Raw genomic sequence first — 14310 nt, 5'->3', positions numbered from 1 at the left:
CGATCTCGGCGCCATTGGGGCTGATGGACGCTTCGACGAAGTACACCGACGGGTCCTTGCGCGCCGCATCCAGCACCTTGTCCAGAGCCCGCTCGCCCTGGCCCTTGTCCATCAGTGCCTGGTTGATCGGGTTCTGCCGGTTGAGGTAGCGGGTCAGGTGCTGGCCCTGGGCATCGTCATAGATCACGAACAGTACGTTGGGGTTGCGCTGGGCGCGGCGGGCGAAGTCCGACAACATCGGCACGTCGTTATCCCAGATGGCGCGCGGCGCAACCGATGCCAAGAGTTCGGCCATGTCGTTGGCCGAGTCCTTGAGGTTCTTTTCCAGGGTCGCGCGCAGTTGTTGCTGCTCGCTCTGCAGCCGCTCGGAAAGGCCGGCGCTCAGGCGCTGGCGGGTACTGGCAGATAGGCTGTCGAGCCCGGCGCGCACATCCTGGCCGGCCTGCTCCAGTTCTGCGGCCAGTTTCTGGCTGTCATGCCCCAGGCGCGCGCCCAAATCGGCCTCCAGGGCCGTGACCGTGCTCCGTGTCAGTGCAACGGCGACCAGCACCTGCACCAGAAGAGCGATACCAAGCGCAACAAACACAGGCCGCAACAGGCGGCTTCGTAACAGTGAAAGGATGGCAGACACGTTGTAACCCTCGTGTTTCTGGCGCCATTACTTTGATGGCATCTACGGAAACTTCTTACAGCAAGGGTTGTGCCGAAGGCAGGAGGTATAAACGCCAAATAGATGCGGTGAATATGCGCGGGAGCGGCGGTGCGCCTATACGAGCTTGCCCCTCGAAGGCTGCATCGCGGGGCAAGCCCGCTCCCACGAAACCAGCGTAAATGAAAACGCCGCGAACCCTTGCGGGAACGCGGCGTTCGATCAGCCGGAAAGGCTAATCAGGCAAACGGATGACGCAGCACGATGGTCTCGTTGCGGTCCGGGCCAGTCGAGATGATGTCGATCGGCGCGCCGACCAGCTCCTCGATGCGCTTGATGTAATCGCGCGCGGCCTGTGGCAGCTCTTCCAGGGTTTTGACGCCCAGGGTCGACTCGCTCCAGCCTGGCATCTCTTCGTACACCGGCTCCAGGCCGATGTAGCTGTCGGCATCGGAAGGCGCGTCGATGACAGCACCGTTCTCGTTCTTGTAGCCCACGCAGATGTTGATGGTTTCCAGGCCGTCCAGTACGTCCAGCTTGGTCAGGCAGATGCCCGAGATGCTGTTGACGTCGATGGCGCGACGCAGGATGACCGCATCGAACCAGCCGCAACGACGGGCACGGCCGGTGGTGGAACCGAACTCGTGGCCACGCTTGGCCAGGGTGGCGCCGGTTTCGTCGAACAGTTCGGTCGGGAACGGACCGGAACCGACACGGGTGGTGTAGGCCTTGGTGATGCCGAGGATGTAGTCCAGGTACATCGGGCCAACGCCGGAACCGGTGGAGATGCCGCCAGCGGTGGTGTTGGAGCTGGTGACGTACGGGTAGGTACCGTGGTCGATGTCCAGCAGCGAGCCTTGGGCGCCTTCGAACATGATGTCCTTGCCAGCGCGGCGCAGGTTGTGCAGCTCGGCGGTAACGTCGAGCATCATCGGCTTGAGCTGCTCGGCGTAGGCCATGCACTCGTCCAGGGTCTGCTGGAAGTCGATGGCCGGCTCTTTGTAGTAATTCACCAGCTGGAAGTTGTGGTAGTCCAGCAGCTCACCGAGCTTGGCGGCGAAACGCTCGCGGTGGAACAGGTCGCCTACACGCAGGCCGCGGCGTGCGACCTTGTCTTCGTAGGCTGGGCCGATGCCGCGGCCGGTGGTGCCGATCTTGGCTTCACCACGGGCTTTTTCACGGGCCTGGTCGAGGGCCACGTGGTACGACAGGATCAGCGGGGCAGCCGGGCTGATGCGCAGACGCTCGCGCACCGGTACGCCCTTCTCTTCCAGCTTGGTGATTTCGCGCATCAGCGCATCCGGGGCAACGACCACGCCGTTGCCGATCAGGCACTGTACGCCTTCACGCAGGATGCCCGACGGAATCAGGTGCAGAACGGTCTTCTCACCGTTGATCACCAGGGTGTGACCCGCGTTGTGGCCACCTTGGTAGCGCACGACGGCGGCAGCATGTTCGGTCAGCAGATCGACGATCTTGCCTTTGCCCTCATCACCCCACTGGGTGCCCAGGACGACGACATTCTTACCCATAACACTTGTCCTCATTCACGCAAACTTGGTTGCCGGCCCATCGCCGGCGAAGAATCTCAATGGGTCAGCGGCAGAACCTGCCAGCGCCCGTCTTGCTGAATCAATTGCCGATCACAATCCGCCTCAAGGGCAGCACTCAGCGGCTGGCCAGGCAGAGCCTGGACCACACGCTGGCCCTCGTTGCGCAACTGGCAGACTTGCTGCCAGAGGGCCGCATCACCGCTGTCGGGCATCCAGATGCCGCCAGCCGGGAGTACGACCTCCGCTCGCCCCAGTGTGACCAGGGTCTTCAAATCCGTGGAGAAACCGGTGGCCGGGCGTGCCCGGCCGAAGTCGGCGCCGATGTCGTCGTAACGCCCGCCCTGGGCGATCGATTGGCCCTCGCCAGGCACGAACACGGCGAACACCACGCCAGTGTGATAGTGGTAACCGCGCAGCTCGCCGAGGTCGAAGTACAGCGGCAGCTCCGGGTAGCGCGAAGCCAGGCGATCAGCGATCGCCAGCAGGTCGTCCAGCGCTGCCAGCACGCTGGCCGGGGCACGGCCCAGGCGCACGCGGGCTTCGGCCAGCACTTCGCGACCACCGCACAGCTCGCACAGGGCGCGCAGCATGTTGCCAAGGTCCTGCGGCAGGTTGGCGGTCAGCGCCTGAACTTCGTCGACCGCCTTACGCTGCAGGGCGTCGAACAGCTGCTGCTCGACATCGCCCGACAGGTTGGCGGCGCGGGCCAGGCCACGGTAGATGCCGACATGGCCGAGGTCCATGTGCACATCCGCCACGTCGGTCAGTTGCAGCGTGGCGAGCATCAGGCTGATGACTTCGACATCGCTGGTGGGGCTGGCGTCGCCGTACAGCTCGGCACCCAACTGGATCGGGCTGCGCGAGGTGGACAGCGCGCGTGGCTGGGCGTGCAGCACGCTACCGGCATAGCACAGGCGGCTCGGGCCTTCGCGACGCAGGGTGTGGGCGTCGATACGCGCTACCTGCGGGGTAAAGTCGGCACGGAAGCCCATCAGGCGCCCGGACTGCGGATCGACAACCTTGAAGGTGCGCTCGTCCAGGTCCGCACCGGCACCGGTCAGCAGCGACTCCAGGTATTCGATATGGGGGGTGACCACCAGCTCGTAACCCCAGCTCTGGAACAGGTCCAACACCTGCCGACGCGCGATCTCGATGCGCGCAGCCTCAGGTGGCAGTACTTCCTCGATGCCATCTGGCAAAAGCCAGCGGTCTACCGTTGCCATTACGCCATTTCCCCTTTGGTCCGGGCGGCCACCCTGCGGGCAAGCCTTGAGTGAAACGGGCCCTGGCGGACAGCAGCGGGCAGGACCGAACCCAGCGCAGCCACCGTTACCAACACCCTTGAATACCTTGCGCCGGGGCCTGCCATCGGCCAACCAACCTTACAGACGCAAAAAAGCCGGGAATTTCCCGGCTGCCGCATCATACACCCCTTTTCATTCAGGATGCACCCCGCCAGGCATTTTAGCTGCCGGGCGGGGTGCGCCCATCTTGAGAGCAACCTCAGGGCTTGCTCTTGTCCAGGAAGCGGAAGAACTCGTTCTTCGGGTCCAGGACCAACACGTCGCTCTTGCTGGAGAAGCTCTCGCGGTACGCCTGCAGGCTACGGTAGAACGCGTAGAAATCGGCGTCCTGGGTGTAGGCCTTGGCGTAGATGGCAGCCGACTGGGCGTCGCCATCACCGCGGGTCTCTTCCGCTTCACGATAAGCTTCGGCCAGCAGCACGCGGCGCTGACGGTCGGCGTCGGCACGGATGCCTTCGGCCAGCTCGTTACCCTTGGCGCGGTGCTCGCGGGCTTCACGCTCACGCTCGGTGCTCATGCGGTCGAACACGCTGCGGTTGACTTCCTTGGGCAGGTCGATGGCCTTGACGCGAACGTCGACCACTTCGATACCCAATTCCTTGCTGGCCATGCGGTTCAGCGAGGCGGTGATGTCAGCCATCAGTGCGTCACGCTCACCCGACACCACTTCGTGCAGGGTGCGCTTACCGAACTGGTCACGCAGGCCGCTTTCCAGACGACGCGACAGGCGCTCGTCGGCGATCTGCTTCATACCCGAGGTAGCGGTGTAGAAGCGCTCGGCGTCCTTGACGCGCCACTTGGCGTAGGCGTCGACCATCACTGCTTTCTTCTCCAGCGTCAGGAAACGCTGGGTCGGGGCATCGAGGGTCATCAGGCGGGCGTCGAACTTGCGCACCTGGTTCACGTACGGCACCTTCACATGCAGGCCAGGCTGGACATCGGCCTTGACCACGCGACCGAACTGCAGCAATACCGCGCGCTCGGTTTGCGAAACGATGTAGAAGCAGTTCCAGGCGACGATCGCCAGCACCACGGCGCCAATCAGGGCGAACAGCGATTTATTGCTCATCAGCGGCTCTCCCTGGAACGCAGCGGCGGTTGTTGTTGCAGGTCCTGGGCGGCACGTGCGGCGGCGTCATTGACCGACGGCGTTACGCTGCTGGCTGGGACTGCAGTGTTGCTGCGACCGCTTTCGACCATCTTGTCCAGCGGCAGGTAGAGCAGGTTGTTCTGCCCGTCCTTGGTTGCCACCAGGACTTTGCTGGAGTTGCTGTAAACCTCCTGCATGGTCTCGAGGTACAGACGCTGGCGGGTAACCTCTGGTGCCTTGCGGTACTCGGCGACCAGCTTGGTGAAGCGATCGGCCTCACCCTTGGCGCGGGCGATGACTTCATCGCGGTAGCCATTGGCGTCCTCGATGATGCGCTGCGCCTGACCACGGGCTTCCGGCACCACGCCGTTGGCGTAGGATTCGGCCTGGTTGCGGGCACGCTGCTCGTCTTCACGGGCACGGATCACGTCGTCGAAGGCTTCCTGCACTTCACGCGGGGCTGCCGCGCTCTGCACGTTGACCTGGGTCACGGTGATACCGGTACGGTAGGTGTCGAGGAAACGCTGCAGACGTTCGCGAATGTCCACGGCCATCTGCTCACGGCCTTCGGTCAGCACCTGGTCCATCGAGGTGGAACCCACCACGTGGCGCAGGGCGCTGTCGGTCGCATGCTGCAGGCTGACTTCCGGCTGGTCGACGTTGAGCACGAAGTCCTGCAGGTTGCTGATGCGGTACTGCACGGTCAGCGGCACTTCGACGATGTTCTCGTCTTCGGTGAGCATCTGGCCCTGCTTGGTGTACGCCCGCTCGCGGGTCACGTTTTCCATGTACTTGCGGTCGATCGGCGGGAAATAGATATTCAGGCCAGGACCGACGGTTTCGTAGTACTTGCCGAAGCGCAGCACGACTGCCTGCTCCTGCTCGTCCACCACGTACACGGCGTTGTACAGCCAGATCGCCGCCAGCACCGCCAGGCCTACGCCCAGCAGGCCCAGGCCGCCACCTTTGCCGATATTGCGGTCGCTGTTGCCACCGCGCTTCTTGCCACTGCCGAACATGCCGTTCAGGCTGTCCTGCAGCTTGCGGAAGGCCTCGTCCAGATCCGGTGGGCCTTTCTTGTCGCCACCGCCGCCACCGCCACCGCGACGACCGCCCCAGGGATCCTGATTGTTCGAGTTGCCACCCGGCTCGTTCCAAGCCATAGCGCTCTCCATCTGATAAAGCAAAGACGCGCCCACGGCGCGCCGTCCAATGCTACAGAATGCCTGTCACTGCTGCCCGGCGACCTCGACGAGCATTTATTGCAAAGTGTGTTGCTCGACAAACACTTGCGGCTCCATGCCTTCGCGGCTGACCAGGCGATTCAACTCGACCCTGGGCAGTCGCACGCTCAGCAGGCTGCGCCCTTCTTCATCATGCTCTTCACTCTGCACGGCACCCAGCGCGAAGAATTGCGCGCGCAAGCGGGCAAAACGCTGCTCCAGGCACAGGGTTCCGACATAAAGATCTTCCCCCAGCAATTCGGCAACTGCCTGGCCAACCAGCTCCAGGCCTCGTCCGTCACGTGCCGATACCCAGACCCGCTGCGGCTTGCCGTCGGCATCGCGCTGGATCTGCGGCTCGACATCTTCGAGCAGGTCGAGTTTGTTATACACCTCGAGGATCGGCAAGCCTTCAGCGCCAATCTCGCCCAGCACCGCCAACACCTGCTCGATCTGCTCCATGCGCTCGGGCTCATGGGCATCGATCACATGCAACAGCAGGTCGGAGTTGCTCGACTCTTCGAGCGTAGCCCGAAATGCCTCGACCAGCTTGTGCGGCAAGTGGCGGATGAAACCCACGGTGTCGGCCAGCACGATCGGCCCGAGGTCGGCCAGCTCGAGGCGGCGCAGCGTAGGGTCGAGGGTGGCGAACAGCTGGTCCGCGGCATAGACCTCGGACTGCGTGAGGGCGTTGAACAGGGTCGACTTGCCGGCGTTGGTGTAACCCACCAGCGACACGGACGGGATGTCGGCACGCTTGCGCCCGCGACGGGCCTGCTCGCGCTGGCTGCGTACCTTCTCGAGGCGGCCCTTGATCTGGCGCAGGCGCACCCGCAACAGACGGCGGTCGGTTTCCAGCTGGGTTTCACCCGGGCCGCGCAGGCCGATACCGCCCTTTTGCCGCTCGAGGTGGGTCCAGCCGCGTACCAGCCGCGTGCTCATGTGCTCGAGCTGGGCCAGTTCGACCTGCAGCTTGCCTTCGTGAGTACGCGCCCGTTGGGCGAAGATATCGAGAATCAGCCCGGTACGGTCCAGCACGCGACACTCGAAAACACGTTCGAGGTTACGTTCCTGGCTGGGCGTGAGGGTGTGATTGAAAATCACCAGGTCAACTTCTTCGGTTTTGACCAGGTCGCGCAACTCCTCGACCTTGCCGCTACCGATCAGAAACTTGGCGGTGGGCTGATGCCGTGACACTGTCGCCAGTGTAACGATCTCGGCTCCGGCCGACAGCGCCAGCTCCTGAAACTCCTGCGGATCTTCGCGCGCCTCAGGGTTCTGACCTTCCAAGTGAACGAGCAGCGCTCGCTCACCACCACCGTGGCGCTCAAAGAACAATGCAGGCTCCTACTGTTTTCAAGCGTTGCCTTGCTCGCTGTCGCCGTGCTCGCCATCGGTCGGGCTAGGCAGACGAACTGGACGGGCAGGTACGACGGTCGAGATCGCGTGCTTGTAGACCATCTGGCTGACGGTGTTCTTCAGCAGCACGACGAACTGGTCGAACGATTCAATCTGGCCCTGCAACTTGATCCCGTTGACCAGATAGATCGAAACCGGGACCTTTTCTTTTCTCAAGGTGTTCAAGTAAGGGTCTTGTAGCGAATGCCCTTTTGACATATGCCGCACTCCTGTAAGGATCAATAGTAAAAAACTAGAAAATTCAGTAATTGCTGCCGCCTCTCGCAAGAATAGACGGCAATAAGCAGGGACTCAGCTCAATATGGAGACGGCCCCAAGGTATTTCAAGGTGCGGGACAGATTGTCGCAGGCCAGGCTATCCAGCCAGTGCACGTCGGACCAACCGCGCAACCAGGTGAATTGGCGCTTGGCCAACTGACGCGTGGCAATGATACCGCGTTCACGCATCTCATTCTCAGTTAGCTGGCCGTCCAGGTAATCCCAGACCTGCCGATACCCCACTGCCCGTATAGACGGCAGCCCGGCGTGCAAGTCACTTCTGGCTCGCAGCGATCGGACCTCGTCGACGAAGCCCTGTTCCAGCATCTGCGAAAATCGTAACGCAATTCGCTCATGCAAAATGTGACGATCTGTAGGCGCTATGGCCAGGCTGGCGACAGTATAGGGCAAATGCCCGCTCACGCCTGCGTCTGCGCCGCGACTTTCGGCGAATTGTCGCTGACGGTGGGCGGTCATGCTTTCGCCGCTCACCCGATACACCTCAAGCGCACGAATCAGACGCTGCGGGTCATTCGGATGGATACGCGCCGCCGACTCGGGGTCCACCTCGGCCAGTTGCCGATGCAACTCCGCCAGGCCCAGCTCACTGGCCTGAGCCTCAAGCTCGGCGCGAACACTTGCATCGGCCGGCGGCATGTCGGCCAGGCCGTCGACCAAGGCCTTGTAATAAAGCATGGTACCGCCGACCAGCAGCGGGATCTTGCCGCGCGCGGTGATCTCGGCCATGGCCTCGAGCGCATCGGTGCAGAACTGCTTTGCCGAATAGCTCTCGGCCGGGTCGAGGATATCGATCAGCCGGTGGGGATGGGCGGCCAGCACCTCTTTGGAAGGTTTGGCGGTACCAATATCCATGCCGCGATAGACCAGCGCCGAATCGACACTGATCAGCTCGCACGGCAGCACCTTGGTCAGCTCGATGGCCAGGTCGGTCTTGCCGGCCGCCGTCGGGCCCATGAGGAATATCGCCGGGGGTTTCATGCTCATCTCATCGCCCCCGCAGGAACAGCTTGTCCAGGTCGTCCAGGCCCATCTGGGTCCAGGTCGGCCGGCCATGGTTGCACTGGCCGCTGCGCTCGGTGTTTTCCATGTCGCGCAACAGGGCGTTCATTTCCGGGATCGCCAGGCGCCGGTTGGCGCGCACCGCACCGTGGCAGGCCATGGTCCCGAGCAACTCGTTCAGGTGCGCCTGGATGCGGTCGCTGCTGCCGTACTCCATCAGGTCGGCGAGTACGTCCTGCACCAGGCGGTTGGCCTCGGCCTGCTTGAGCAGCGCCGGGATCTGCCGGATCGCCAGGGTTTCCGGGCCCAGGCGCTGCAGCTCGAAGCCCAGGCGCTGGAACCACTGGGCGTGCTCTTCGGCGCAGTCGGCCTCGCGCTGGCTCAGCGCCAGCGATTCGGGCACCAGCAGCGGCTGGCCGCTCAGACCTTCGCTGGCCATGGCCACCTTGAGGCGCTCGTACATGATCCGCTCGTGGGCGGCATGCATGTCCACCAACACCAGGCCGATGGCGTTCTCGGCCAGGATGTAGATGCCTTTGAGCTGGGCCAGGGCATAGCCCAGCGGCGGGATATCACCCTGGCTGTCCGGCAACGCGCCCGGCGCAGCCGTGGCGTTGTCCAGCGGCGCATAGAATTCGCGGTAGACCGCCTGGGCCTCACCAACAGCGAGCGGCTGGGACGGGCGCGGGGTGTATTGATACTGATAGCCCGCACCCGCGCCGCCCGAGGAGAACGGCTGACGCGCCTCGCCCTGGGGCTGCTCCAGCACCGGCGAAGCCAGGCGCATTTCGCCCTGGGGGCCAAATTCCCCGGCCTGCTGGCCGCTCGGGCGAATCAGTTCGGCGGTTGCCGCAGGGGCCGCGAGCTGGTCCTCAGGCCGCACATCAGCCAAGGCCCGGTGCAGGGTGCCATAGAGGAAATCGTGGACCATCCGCCCTTCGCGGAAGCGCACTTCGTGCTTGGTCGGGTGCACGTTGACGTCGACACCGGTCGGGTCGAGTTCAAGGAACAGCACAAAGGTCGGGTGCCGGCCGTTGAACAGCACGTCGCGATAAGCCTGGCGCACCGCGTGGGCGACCAGCTTGTCGCGCACCGCGCGGCCATTGACGAAGAAGTACTGCAGGTCTGCCTGGCTGCGCGAGAACGTCGGCAGGCCCACCCAGCCCCACAAGCGCAGGCCGTTGCGCTCGACGTCGATCGGCAAGGCCTGCTCGAGGAAGCCCGGGCCGCAGATAGTACCCACACGCCGCGCCCGGGCCATTTCGTCGCCAGCCTCGTGCAGGCTGAAGATGGTCTTGCCGTTATGGCGCAGGTGGAAGCCCACGTCGAAGCGCGCCAGCGCCAGGCGCCGGATGACTTCCTGCAGGTGATCGAATTCGGTTTTCTCGGCCTTGAGGAACTTGCGCCGGGCCGGGGTATTGAAGAACAGGTCACGCACCTCCACCGAGGTACCGACCGGGTGCGCGGCAGGCTGCACGCGCGGGAGCATGTCGCGGCCTTCGGTCTCCACCTGCCAGGCTTCGCCGGCGTCGGCGGTGCGTGAAGTCAGGGTCAGGCGGGCCACCGAGCTGATCGAGGCCAGGGCCTCACCGCGAAAGCCCAGGCTGAGCACGCCTTCGAGGTCTTCCAGTTCACGGATCTTGCTGGTGGCGTGGCGCGCCAGGGCCAGCGGCAGGTCGTCCGGGGCAATGCCGCTGCCGTTGTCGCGTACCCGCAGCAGCTTCACGCCGCCCTGCTCGACCTCGACCTCGATGCGCCGGGCGCCGGAGTCGAGGCTGTTCTCCAGCAACTCCTTGGCCACCGAGGCCGGGCGTTCGACGACCTCGCCCGCGGCGATCTGGTTGGCCAGCCGCGGGCTGAGCAGCTGGATGCGCGAACCGCCATTCATTGCTGCGACGCCAGGGTGGTACCCGGAATGTCGAGGTGCTGGCCGACTTTCAGCTCATCGGTCTTCAGGCTGTTGCTGCTGCGCAGGCTGGCAACGCTGACCTGGTAGCGCACGGCGATCATCGCCAGGGTCTCGCCGGGGCGCACGGTGTGATCGCGCGGGCCCTGGGCAATCTTGCCGCTGTCACGCAGCCAGGCGATGTAGGTGCCCGGTGGCGGGTTCTGCTGGAAGAACTGGCGCACGCCGGTATGGATCGAACGGGCCAGCGCCTGCTGATGGCTGCGCGTGGCCAGCTTGGCCGCCTCGTTGGCATTGGAGATGAACCCGGTTTCAACGAGGATCGATGGAATGTCCGGCGACTTCAGTACCATGAACCCGGCCTGCTCGACGCGCTGCTTGTGCAACGGTGTCACGCGCCCCATGTTGCCCAGCACCTTTTGCCCGACGTTGAGGCTGGAGCTGAGGGTGGCGGTCATCGACAGGTCGAGCAGTACCCCGGCGAGCATGCGGTCCTTGTCGTCGAGGCTGACGTTGCCGGCGCCGCCGATCAGGTCGGAACGGTTTTCCGTGTCGGCCAGCCAGCGCGCGGTCTCGGAGGTGGCACCGCGGTCGGACAGGGCGAATACCGAGGCGCCGAAGGCGGCCTTGGACGGCGCAGCGTCGGCGTGAATCGAGACGAACAGGTCAGCGCCCTTCTTGCGGGCGATCTCGGTGCGCTTGCGCAACGGGATGAAGTAGTCGCCGGTACGGGTCAGCTCGGCGCGGTAACCCTTCTCGCTGTTGATCTGACGCTGCAGCTCCTTGGCGATGTCGAGCACGATGTCTTTCTCATGCTGCCCGCGCGAGCCCGAGGCGCCTGGGTCTTCGCCGCCATGGCCGGCGTCGATGGCAACCACGATGTCGCGCTTGCCGGCCGGTGCCGGTGGCAGCTTGATCGCCGGTTGCACCGGGGTCACCGGCACCGCCGGCGTGGTCGCAGGCGGCTGCACCGCAGGGGGCGGCGTCGGGTTGCTGGCGGCGATGGCGTCGGCTTCCTGGTCGTACAGGTCGACCACCAGGCGGTTGCCATACTGGGCATTCGGCGCCAGGGTGAAGCTCTTGGGCGATACGGCCTTTTTAAGGTCGATCACCACGCGCAGGTCGGTGGGCGTGCGCTGGGCCGAACGCATGCTGTTGATCGGCGTGTTCGAGGTGGCCACGTTCAGCGGCCCACCCAGGGTGGCACCGTTGATATCGATGACCAGGCGATCCGGCGCGGTCAGGGTGAAGACGCTGTGCTGTACAGGCCCGGACAGGTCGAAGACCAGCCGCGTGTTGTCCGGCGCACGCCACAGGCGCACGCTCTTGACTTGAGTGACAGCCGCCAGAGCGTCAACGGTCACCGTTGTCAGCAGCAGCCCAACGACAGCGACCAGTGCGCGTATGCGCATACCTTTCCCCACTTACTGTTTGATTTTCTTGGCCAGATCGGCACACCAGGCTTCGCCGCGTGCCCCCTGCGGCGACAGGTTCAGCGAGCGCCCGCCCGCTTGCGGGCTTATGGTAATGGTCAGGTCGGGCTTTGGCAAAACGCCCGCACCTTTATCGGGCCACTCGAACAGGCACAGGGCGTCGCCCTCGAAGTAATCGCGAATCCCCATGAATTCAAGCTCTTCCGGATCGACCAGGCGATACAGGTCGAAGTGAAAAGCGCGAATGTCGCCGATCTCGTAGGGTTCGACCACGGTGAAGGTCGGGCTCTTGACCGGTCCGGTGTGGCCCAGGCCACGGATCAGGCCGCGGGACAGGGTGGTCTTGCCGGCGCCCAGGTCGCCCTCGAGAAAGATCACGCCATGACCGCCGGTCACTTCAGCCAGCTTCGCGCCGAAGTCGACGGTGGCCTCTTCATCGGCCAAAAACAGGGTTATGCCAGACACGCTGAATGTTCCTCCAACAATTCTCTAATGACCGCAACCAGATCGCTGGCCGCCAGGCCTCTTCCCTCAACCCCCAGCCGCTCGCCGGCACGGGCATGCAGCCACACCCCCAGGCAGGCTACCTGCCAGGCGTCCAGCCCTTGGGCCAGCAGCGCTGCCAGCACCCCGGTGAGCACATCCCCCAGCCCCGCGCCGGCCATGGCCGGATGGCCGTGATCGCACAGCGCCAGCCGCCCGGCTGGGTCAGCCACCAGCGTACCGGCGCCCTTGAGCACACAGACGCTGGCATATTTGCGCGCCAGCTTGCGCGCGGCACCGGGCCGGTCGGCCTGCACCGCTTCGGTGGAGATCCCCAGCAGGCGCGCCGCCTCCCCCGGGTGCGGGGTCAGCACGCTGCCGCTGGGCAGCGCCAGCGGCGATCGCGCCAGCAGGTTGAGCGCATCGGCATCCCAGACTTGCGGCAGGTGCGCGTTGGCCACCGCCGACAACAGGCTGCGCCCCCAGGCCGCCTGGCCCAGCCCTGGCCCGACCACCAGCACCGAGGCGCGCTCCAGCGGCCCCATCAGCTGATTGGCCGAGCTCACGCCCAGCCACATGGTCTCGGGCAAACGGGCCAAGCCGGCGCCGACATGTTCCGGGCGCGTGGCCACACTGACCAGCCCGGCGCCACAACGCAGCGCGGCTTGCGCACTGAGCATCACCGCCCCGCCGGTCCCCAGGTCGCCACCGACCACCAGCACGTGGCCGAAGTCACCCTTGTGGGCGCCGGCAGCACGCGGTGGCAGGCCGGCCAGGGTCAGCCGATTGAGCGGTTGTGGGGTATTACCGGGGTGTTTGGTCTGAGGCATGGGGTCAAAGGCTCCGATGTCTGGCAGAATTATACGCACCTACACCCGTAATGCCTTGCCCATCCATGCCCGCCACGCTTCCAGACATCAACACATTGGCCCAATCGATCAAGGATTGGGGCCAGGAACTCGGTTTTGCCCACGTCGGCATCGCCGGGGTGGACCTTGGCGAGCACGAACAGCACCTGCAGCGCTGGCTCGCGGCCGGCTACCAGGGCGAGATGGAATACATGGGCGAGCACGGCACCAAGCGTTCGCGCCCCGCCGAGCTGATCCCCGGCACCCTGCGGGTGATCTCGCTGCGCATGGACTACCTGCCGGGCGACACGCAGATGGCCCAGCGCCTGGCCCAGCCGGAAAAAGCCTATATCGCGCGCTACGCGCTGGGCCGCGACTACCACAAGCTGGTGCGCAAGCGCGTGCAGCACTTCGCCGACCGCATCCAGGAGGCCATCGGCCCGTTCGGCTATCGCGCTTTCGTCGACAGCGCCCCGGTGCTGGAGAAGGCCCTGGCGCAGGAGGCCGGCCTGGGCTGGATCGGCAAGAACACCTTGCTGCTAAACCGCAAGGCCGGCAGCTACTTCTTCCTCGCCGAGCTGTTCGTCGACCTGCCGTTGCCGATCGACGGCGTGCAGGGCAGCGACCACTGCGGCCGCTGCCAGGCCTGCCTGGACATCTGCCCGACCCAGGCCTTCGTCGGCCCTTACCAGCTCGATGCACGGCGCTGCATTTCCTACCTGACCATCGAACTGCGCCACGCCATTCCCGTGGAGCTGCGCCCGCTGATCGGCAACCGTGTGTTTGGCTGCGACGACTGCCAGCTGGTCTGCCCATGGAATCGCTTCGCCAAGACCACCACCGAGGATGACTTCATGCCGCGGCGCGGCCTGGACAACGTCGAGTTGGCCGAGCTGTTCCTGTGGGATGAAAAGCGCTTTCTCGGCAGCACCGAAGGCTCGCCGTTGCGGCGTGCGGGGTATGAGCGGTTTTCGCGCAACCTGGCGGTGGGGCTGGGCAACGCGCCCACCACGATCCCGGTTGTAGAGGCGCTGAAAGCGCGGCGCAATGACCCGTCGGCGCTGGTGCGCGAGCATGTGGAATGGGCGCTGGGGCGGCACGGCGCCCTGTAGGAAATCTTCCAA

At 64.8% G+C, this 14310-nt stretch carries 12 protein-coding genes; 1 reads left to right on the top strand and 11 read right to left on the bottom strand.

What is annotated here, in order from left to right; all coding sequences use genetic code 11:
* Positions 1 to 888: 888 nt before the first annotated feature.
* The 11 genes from RTH46_RS06560 to RTH46_RS06510 form a co-directional block, all read right to left on the bottom strand.
* Positions 889 to 2181, bottom strand: coding sequence for an adenylosuccinate synthase (locus RTH46_RS06560; RefSeq protein WP_003249542.1), 1293 nt, complete (start codon positions 2179 to 2181; stop codon positions 889 to 891).
* A 56-nt stretch (positions 2182 to 2237) separates the two neighbouring features.
* Positions 2238 to 3425: an ATP phosphoribosyltransferase regulatory subunit gene (locus tag RTH46_RS06555; RefSeq protein WP_153786174.1), complete on the bottom strand. Its 1188-nt coding sequence runs from the start codon at positions 3423 to 3425 to the stop codon at positions 2238 to 2240.
* 280 nt (positions 3426 to 3705) lie between these two features.
* A complete protein-coding gene (gene hflC, locus RTH46_RS06550) occupies positions 3706 to 4575 on the bottom strand; it encodes a protease modulator HflC (protein WP_110996130.1) in 870 nt (289 codons plus the stop codon).
* Positions 4575 to 5759 (bottom strand): FtsH protease activity modulator HflK, encoded by a 1185-nt coding sequence (gene hflK / locus RTH46_RS06545; protein ID WP_153786173.1) that lies wholly within the window; start codon positions 5757 to 5759, stop codon positions 4575 to 4577. The genes hflC and hflK overlap by 1 nt, the downstream gene beginning before the upstream one ends.
* A gap of 96 nt (positions 5760 to 5855) precedes the next feature.
* Positions 5856 to 7157, bottom strand: a complete 1302-nt coding sequence (hflX, locus tag RTH46_RS06540; RefSeq protein WP_153786172.1) for a ribosome rescue GTPase HflX — start codon at positions 7155 to 7157, stop codon at positions 5856 to 5858.
* Positions 7158 to 7175: 18 nt separating this feature from the next.
* On the bottom strand, positions 7176 to 7436 hold the full coding sequence (gene hfq, locus RTH46_RS06535) for an RNA chaperone Hfq (RefSeq protein ID WP_110996133.1): 261 nt from the start codon (positions 7434 to 7436) through the stop codon (positions 7176 to 7178).
* A 93-nt stretch (positions 7437 to 7529) separates the two neighbouring features.
* Complete coding sequence (gene miaA / locus RTH46_RS06530; RefSeq protein ID WP_279846554.1) at positions 7530 to 8501, bottom strand: tRNA (adenosine(37)-N6)-dimethylallyltransferase MiaA; 972 nt, start codon at positions 8499 to 8501, stop codon at positions 7530 to 7532.
* A 1-nt stretch (position 8502) separates the two neighbouring features.
* Entirely contained in the window at positions 8503 to 10404 is a 1902-nt protein-coding gene (mutL, locus tag RTH46_RS06525; RefSeq protein ID WP_316905271.1) for a DNA mismatch repair endonuclease MutL, read from the bottom strand.
* On the bottom strand, positions 10401 to 11834 hold the full coding sequence (locus RTH46_RS06520) for an N-acetylmuramoyl-L-alanine amidase (RefSeq protein WP_153786169.1): 1434 nt from the start codon (positions 11832 to 11834) through the stop codon (positions 10401 to 10403). The genes mutL and RTH46_RS06520 overlap by 4 nt, the downstream gene beginning before the upstream one ends.
* A 12-nt stretch (positions 11835 to 11846) precedes the next feature.
* Positions 11847 to 12311: a tRNA (adenosine(37)-N6)-threonylcarbamoyltransferase complex ATPase subunit type 1 TsaE gene (gene tsaE, locus RTH46_RS06515; RefSeq protein ID WP_371923667.1), complete on the bottom strand. Its 465-nt coding sequence runs from the start codon at positions 12309 to 12311 to the stop codon at positions 11847 to 11849.
* Positions 12308 to 13168 carry an NAD(P)H-hydrate dehydratase gene (locus RTH46_RS06510; protein ID WP_316905270.1) on the bottom strand — a complete coding sequence of 287 codons (861 nt, stop codon included), beginning with the start codon at positions 13166 to 13168 and terminating at the stop codon, positions 12308 to 12310. The genes tsaE and RTH46_RS06510 overlap by 4 nt, the downstream gene beginning before the upstream one ends.
* A gap of 65 nt (positions 13169 to 13233) precedes the next feature.
* Here RTH46_RS06510 and queG point away from each other — a divergent pair, with 65 nt between their 5' ends.
* The gene (gene queG, locus RTH46_RS06505; RefSeq protein WP_316905269.1) at positions 13234 to 14298 is read left to right on the top strand and encodes a tRNA epoxyqueuosine(34) reductase QueG; all 1065 of its coding nucleotides are present in this window, start codon (positions 13234 to 13236) and stop codon (positions 14296 to 14298) included.
* Positions 14299 to 14310 lie beyond the last annotated feature (12 nt).

This window comes from Pseudomonas sp. zfem004 (assembly GCF_032621715.1).
Taxonomy (GTDB): Bacteria; Pseudomonadota; Gammaproteobacteria; order Pseudomonadales; family Pseudomonadaceae; genus Aquipseudomonas; species Aquipseudomonas sichuanensis.
The sequence above is the reverse complement of the archived record's forward strand: the minus strand, read 5'-3'. Positions and strand labels throughout refer to the sequence as shown.

Bases quoted from the DNA above. Each gene is read 5' to 3' on its own strand.
- RTH46_RS06560 (WP_003249542.1), bottom strand. From the start codon at position 2,181: ATGGGTAAGAATGTCGTCGTCCTGGGCACCCAGTGGGGTGATGAGGGC.
- RTH46_RS06555 (WP_153786174.1), bottom strand. From the start codon at position 3,425: ATGGCAACGGTAGACCGCTGGCTTTTGCCAGATGGCATCGAGGAAGTA.
- hflC (WP_110996130.1), bottom strand. From the start codon at position 4,575: ATGAGCAATAAATCGCTGTTCGCCCTGATTGGCGCCGTGGTGCTGGCG.
- hflK (WP_153786173.1), bottom strand. From the start codon at position 5,759: ATGGCTTGGAACGAGCCGGGTGGCAACTCGAACAATCAGGATCCCTGG.
- hfq (WP_110996133.1), bottom strand. From the start codon at position 7,436: ATGTCAAAAGGGCATTCGCTACAAGACCCTTACTTGAACACCTTGAGA.
- miaA (WP_279846554.1), bottom strand. From the start codon at position 8,501: ATGAGCATGAAACCCCCGGCGATATTCCTCATGGGCCCGACGGCGGCC.
- mutL (WP_316905271.1), bottom strand. From the start codon at position 10,404: ATGAATGGCGGTTCGCGCATCCAGCTGCTCAGCCCGCGGCTGGCCAAC.
- RTH46_RS06520 (WP_153786169.1), bottom strand. From the start codon at position 11,834: ATGCGCATACGCGCACTGGTCGCTGTCGTTGGGCTGCTGCTGACAACG.
- RTH46_RS06510 (WP_316905270.1), bottom strand. From the start codon at position 13,168: ATGCCTCAGACCAAACACCCCGGTAATACCCCACAACCGCTCAATCGG.
- queG (WP_316905269.1), top strand. From the start codon at position 13,234: ATGCCCGCCACGCTTCCAGACATCAACACATTGGCCCAATCGATCAAG.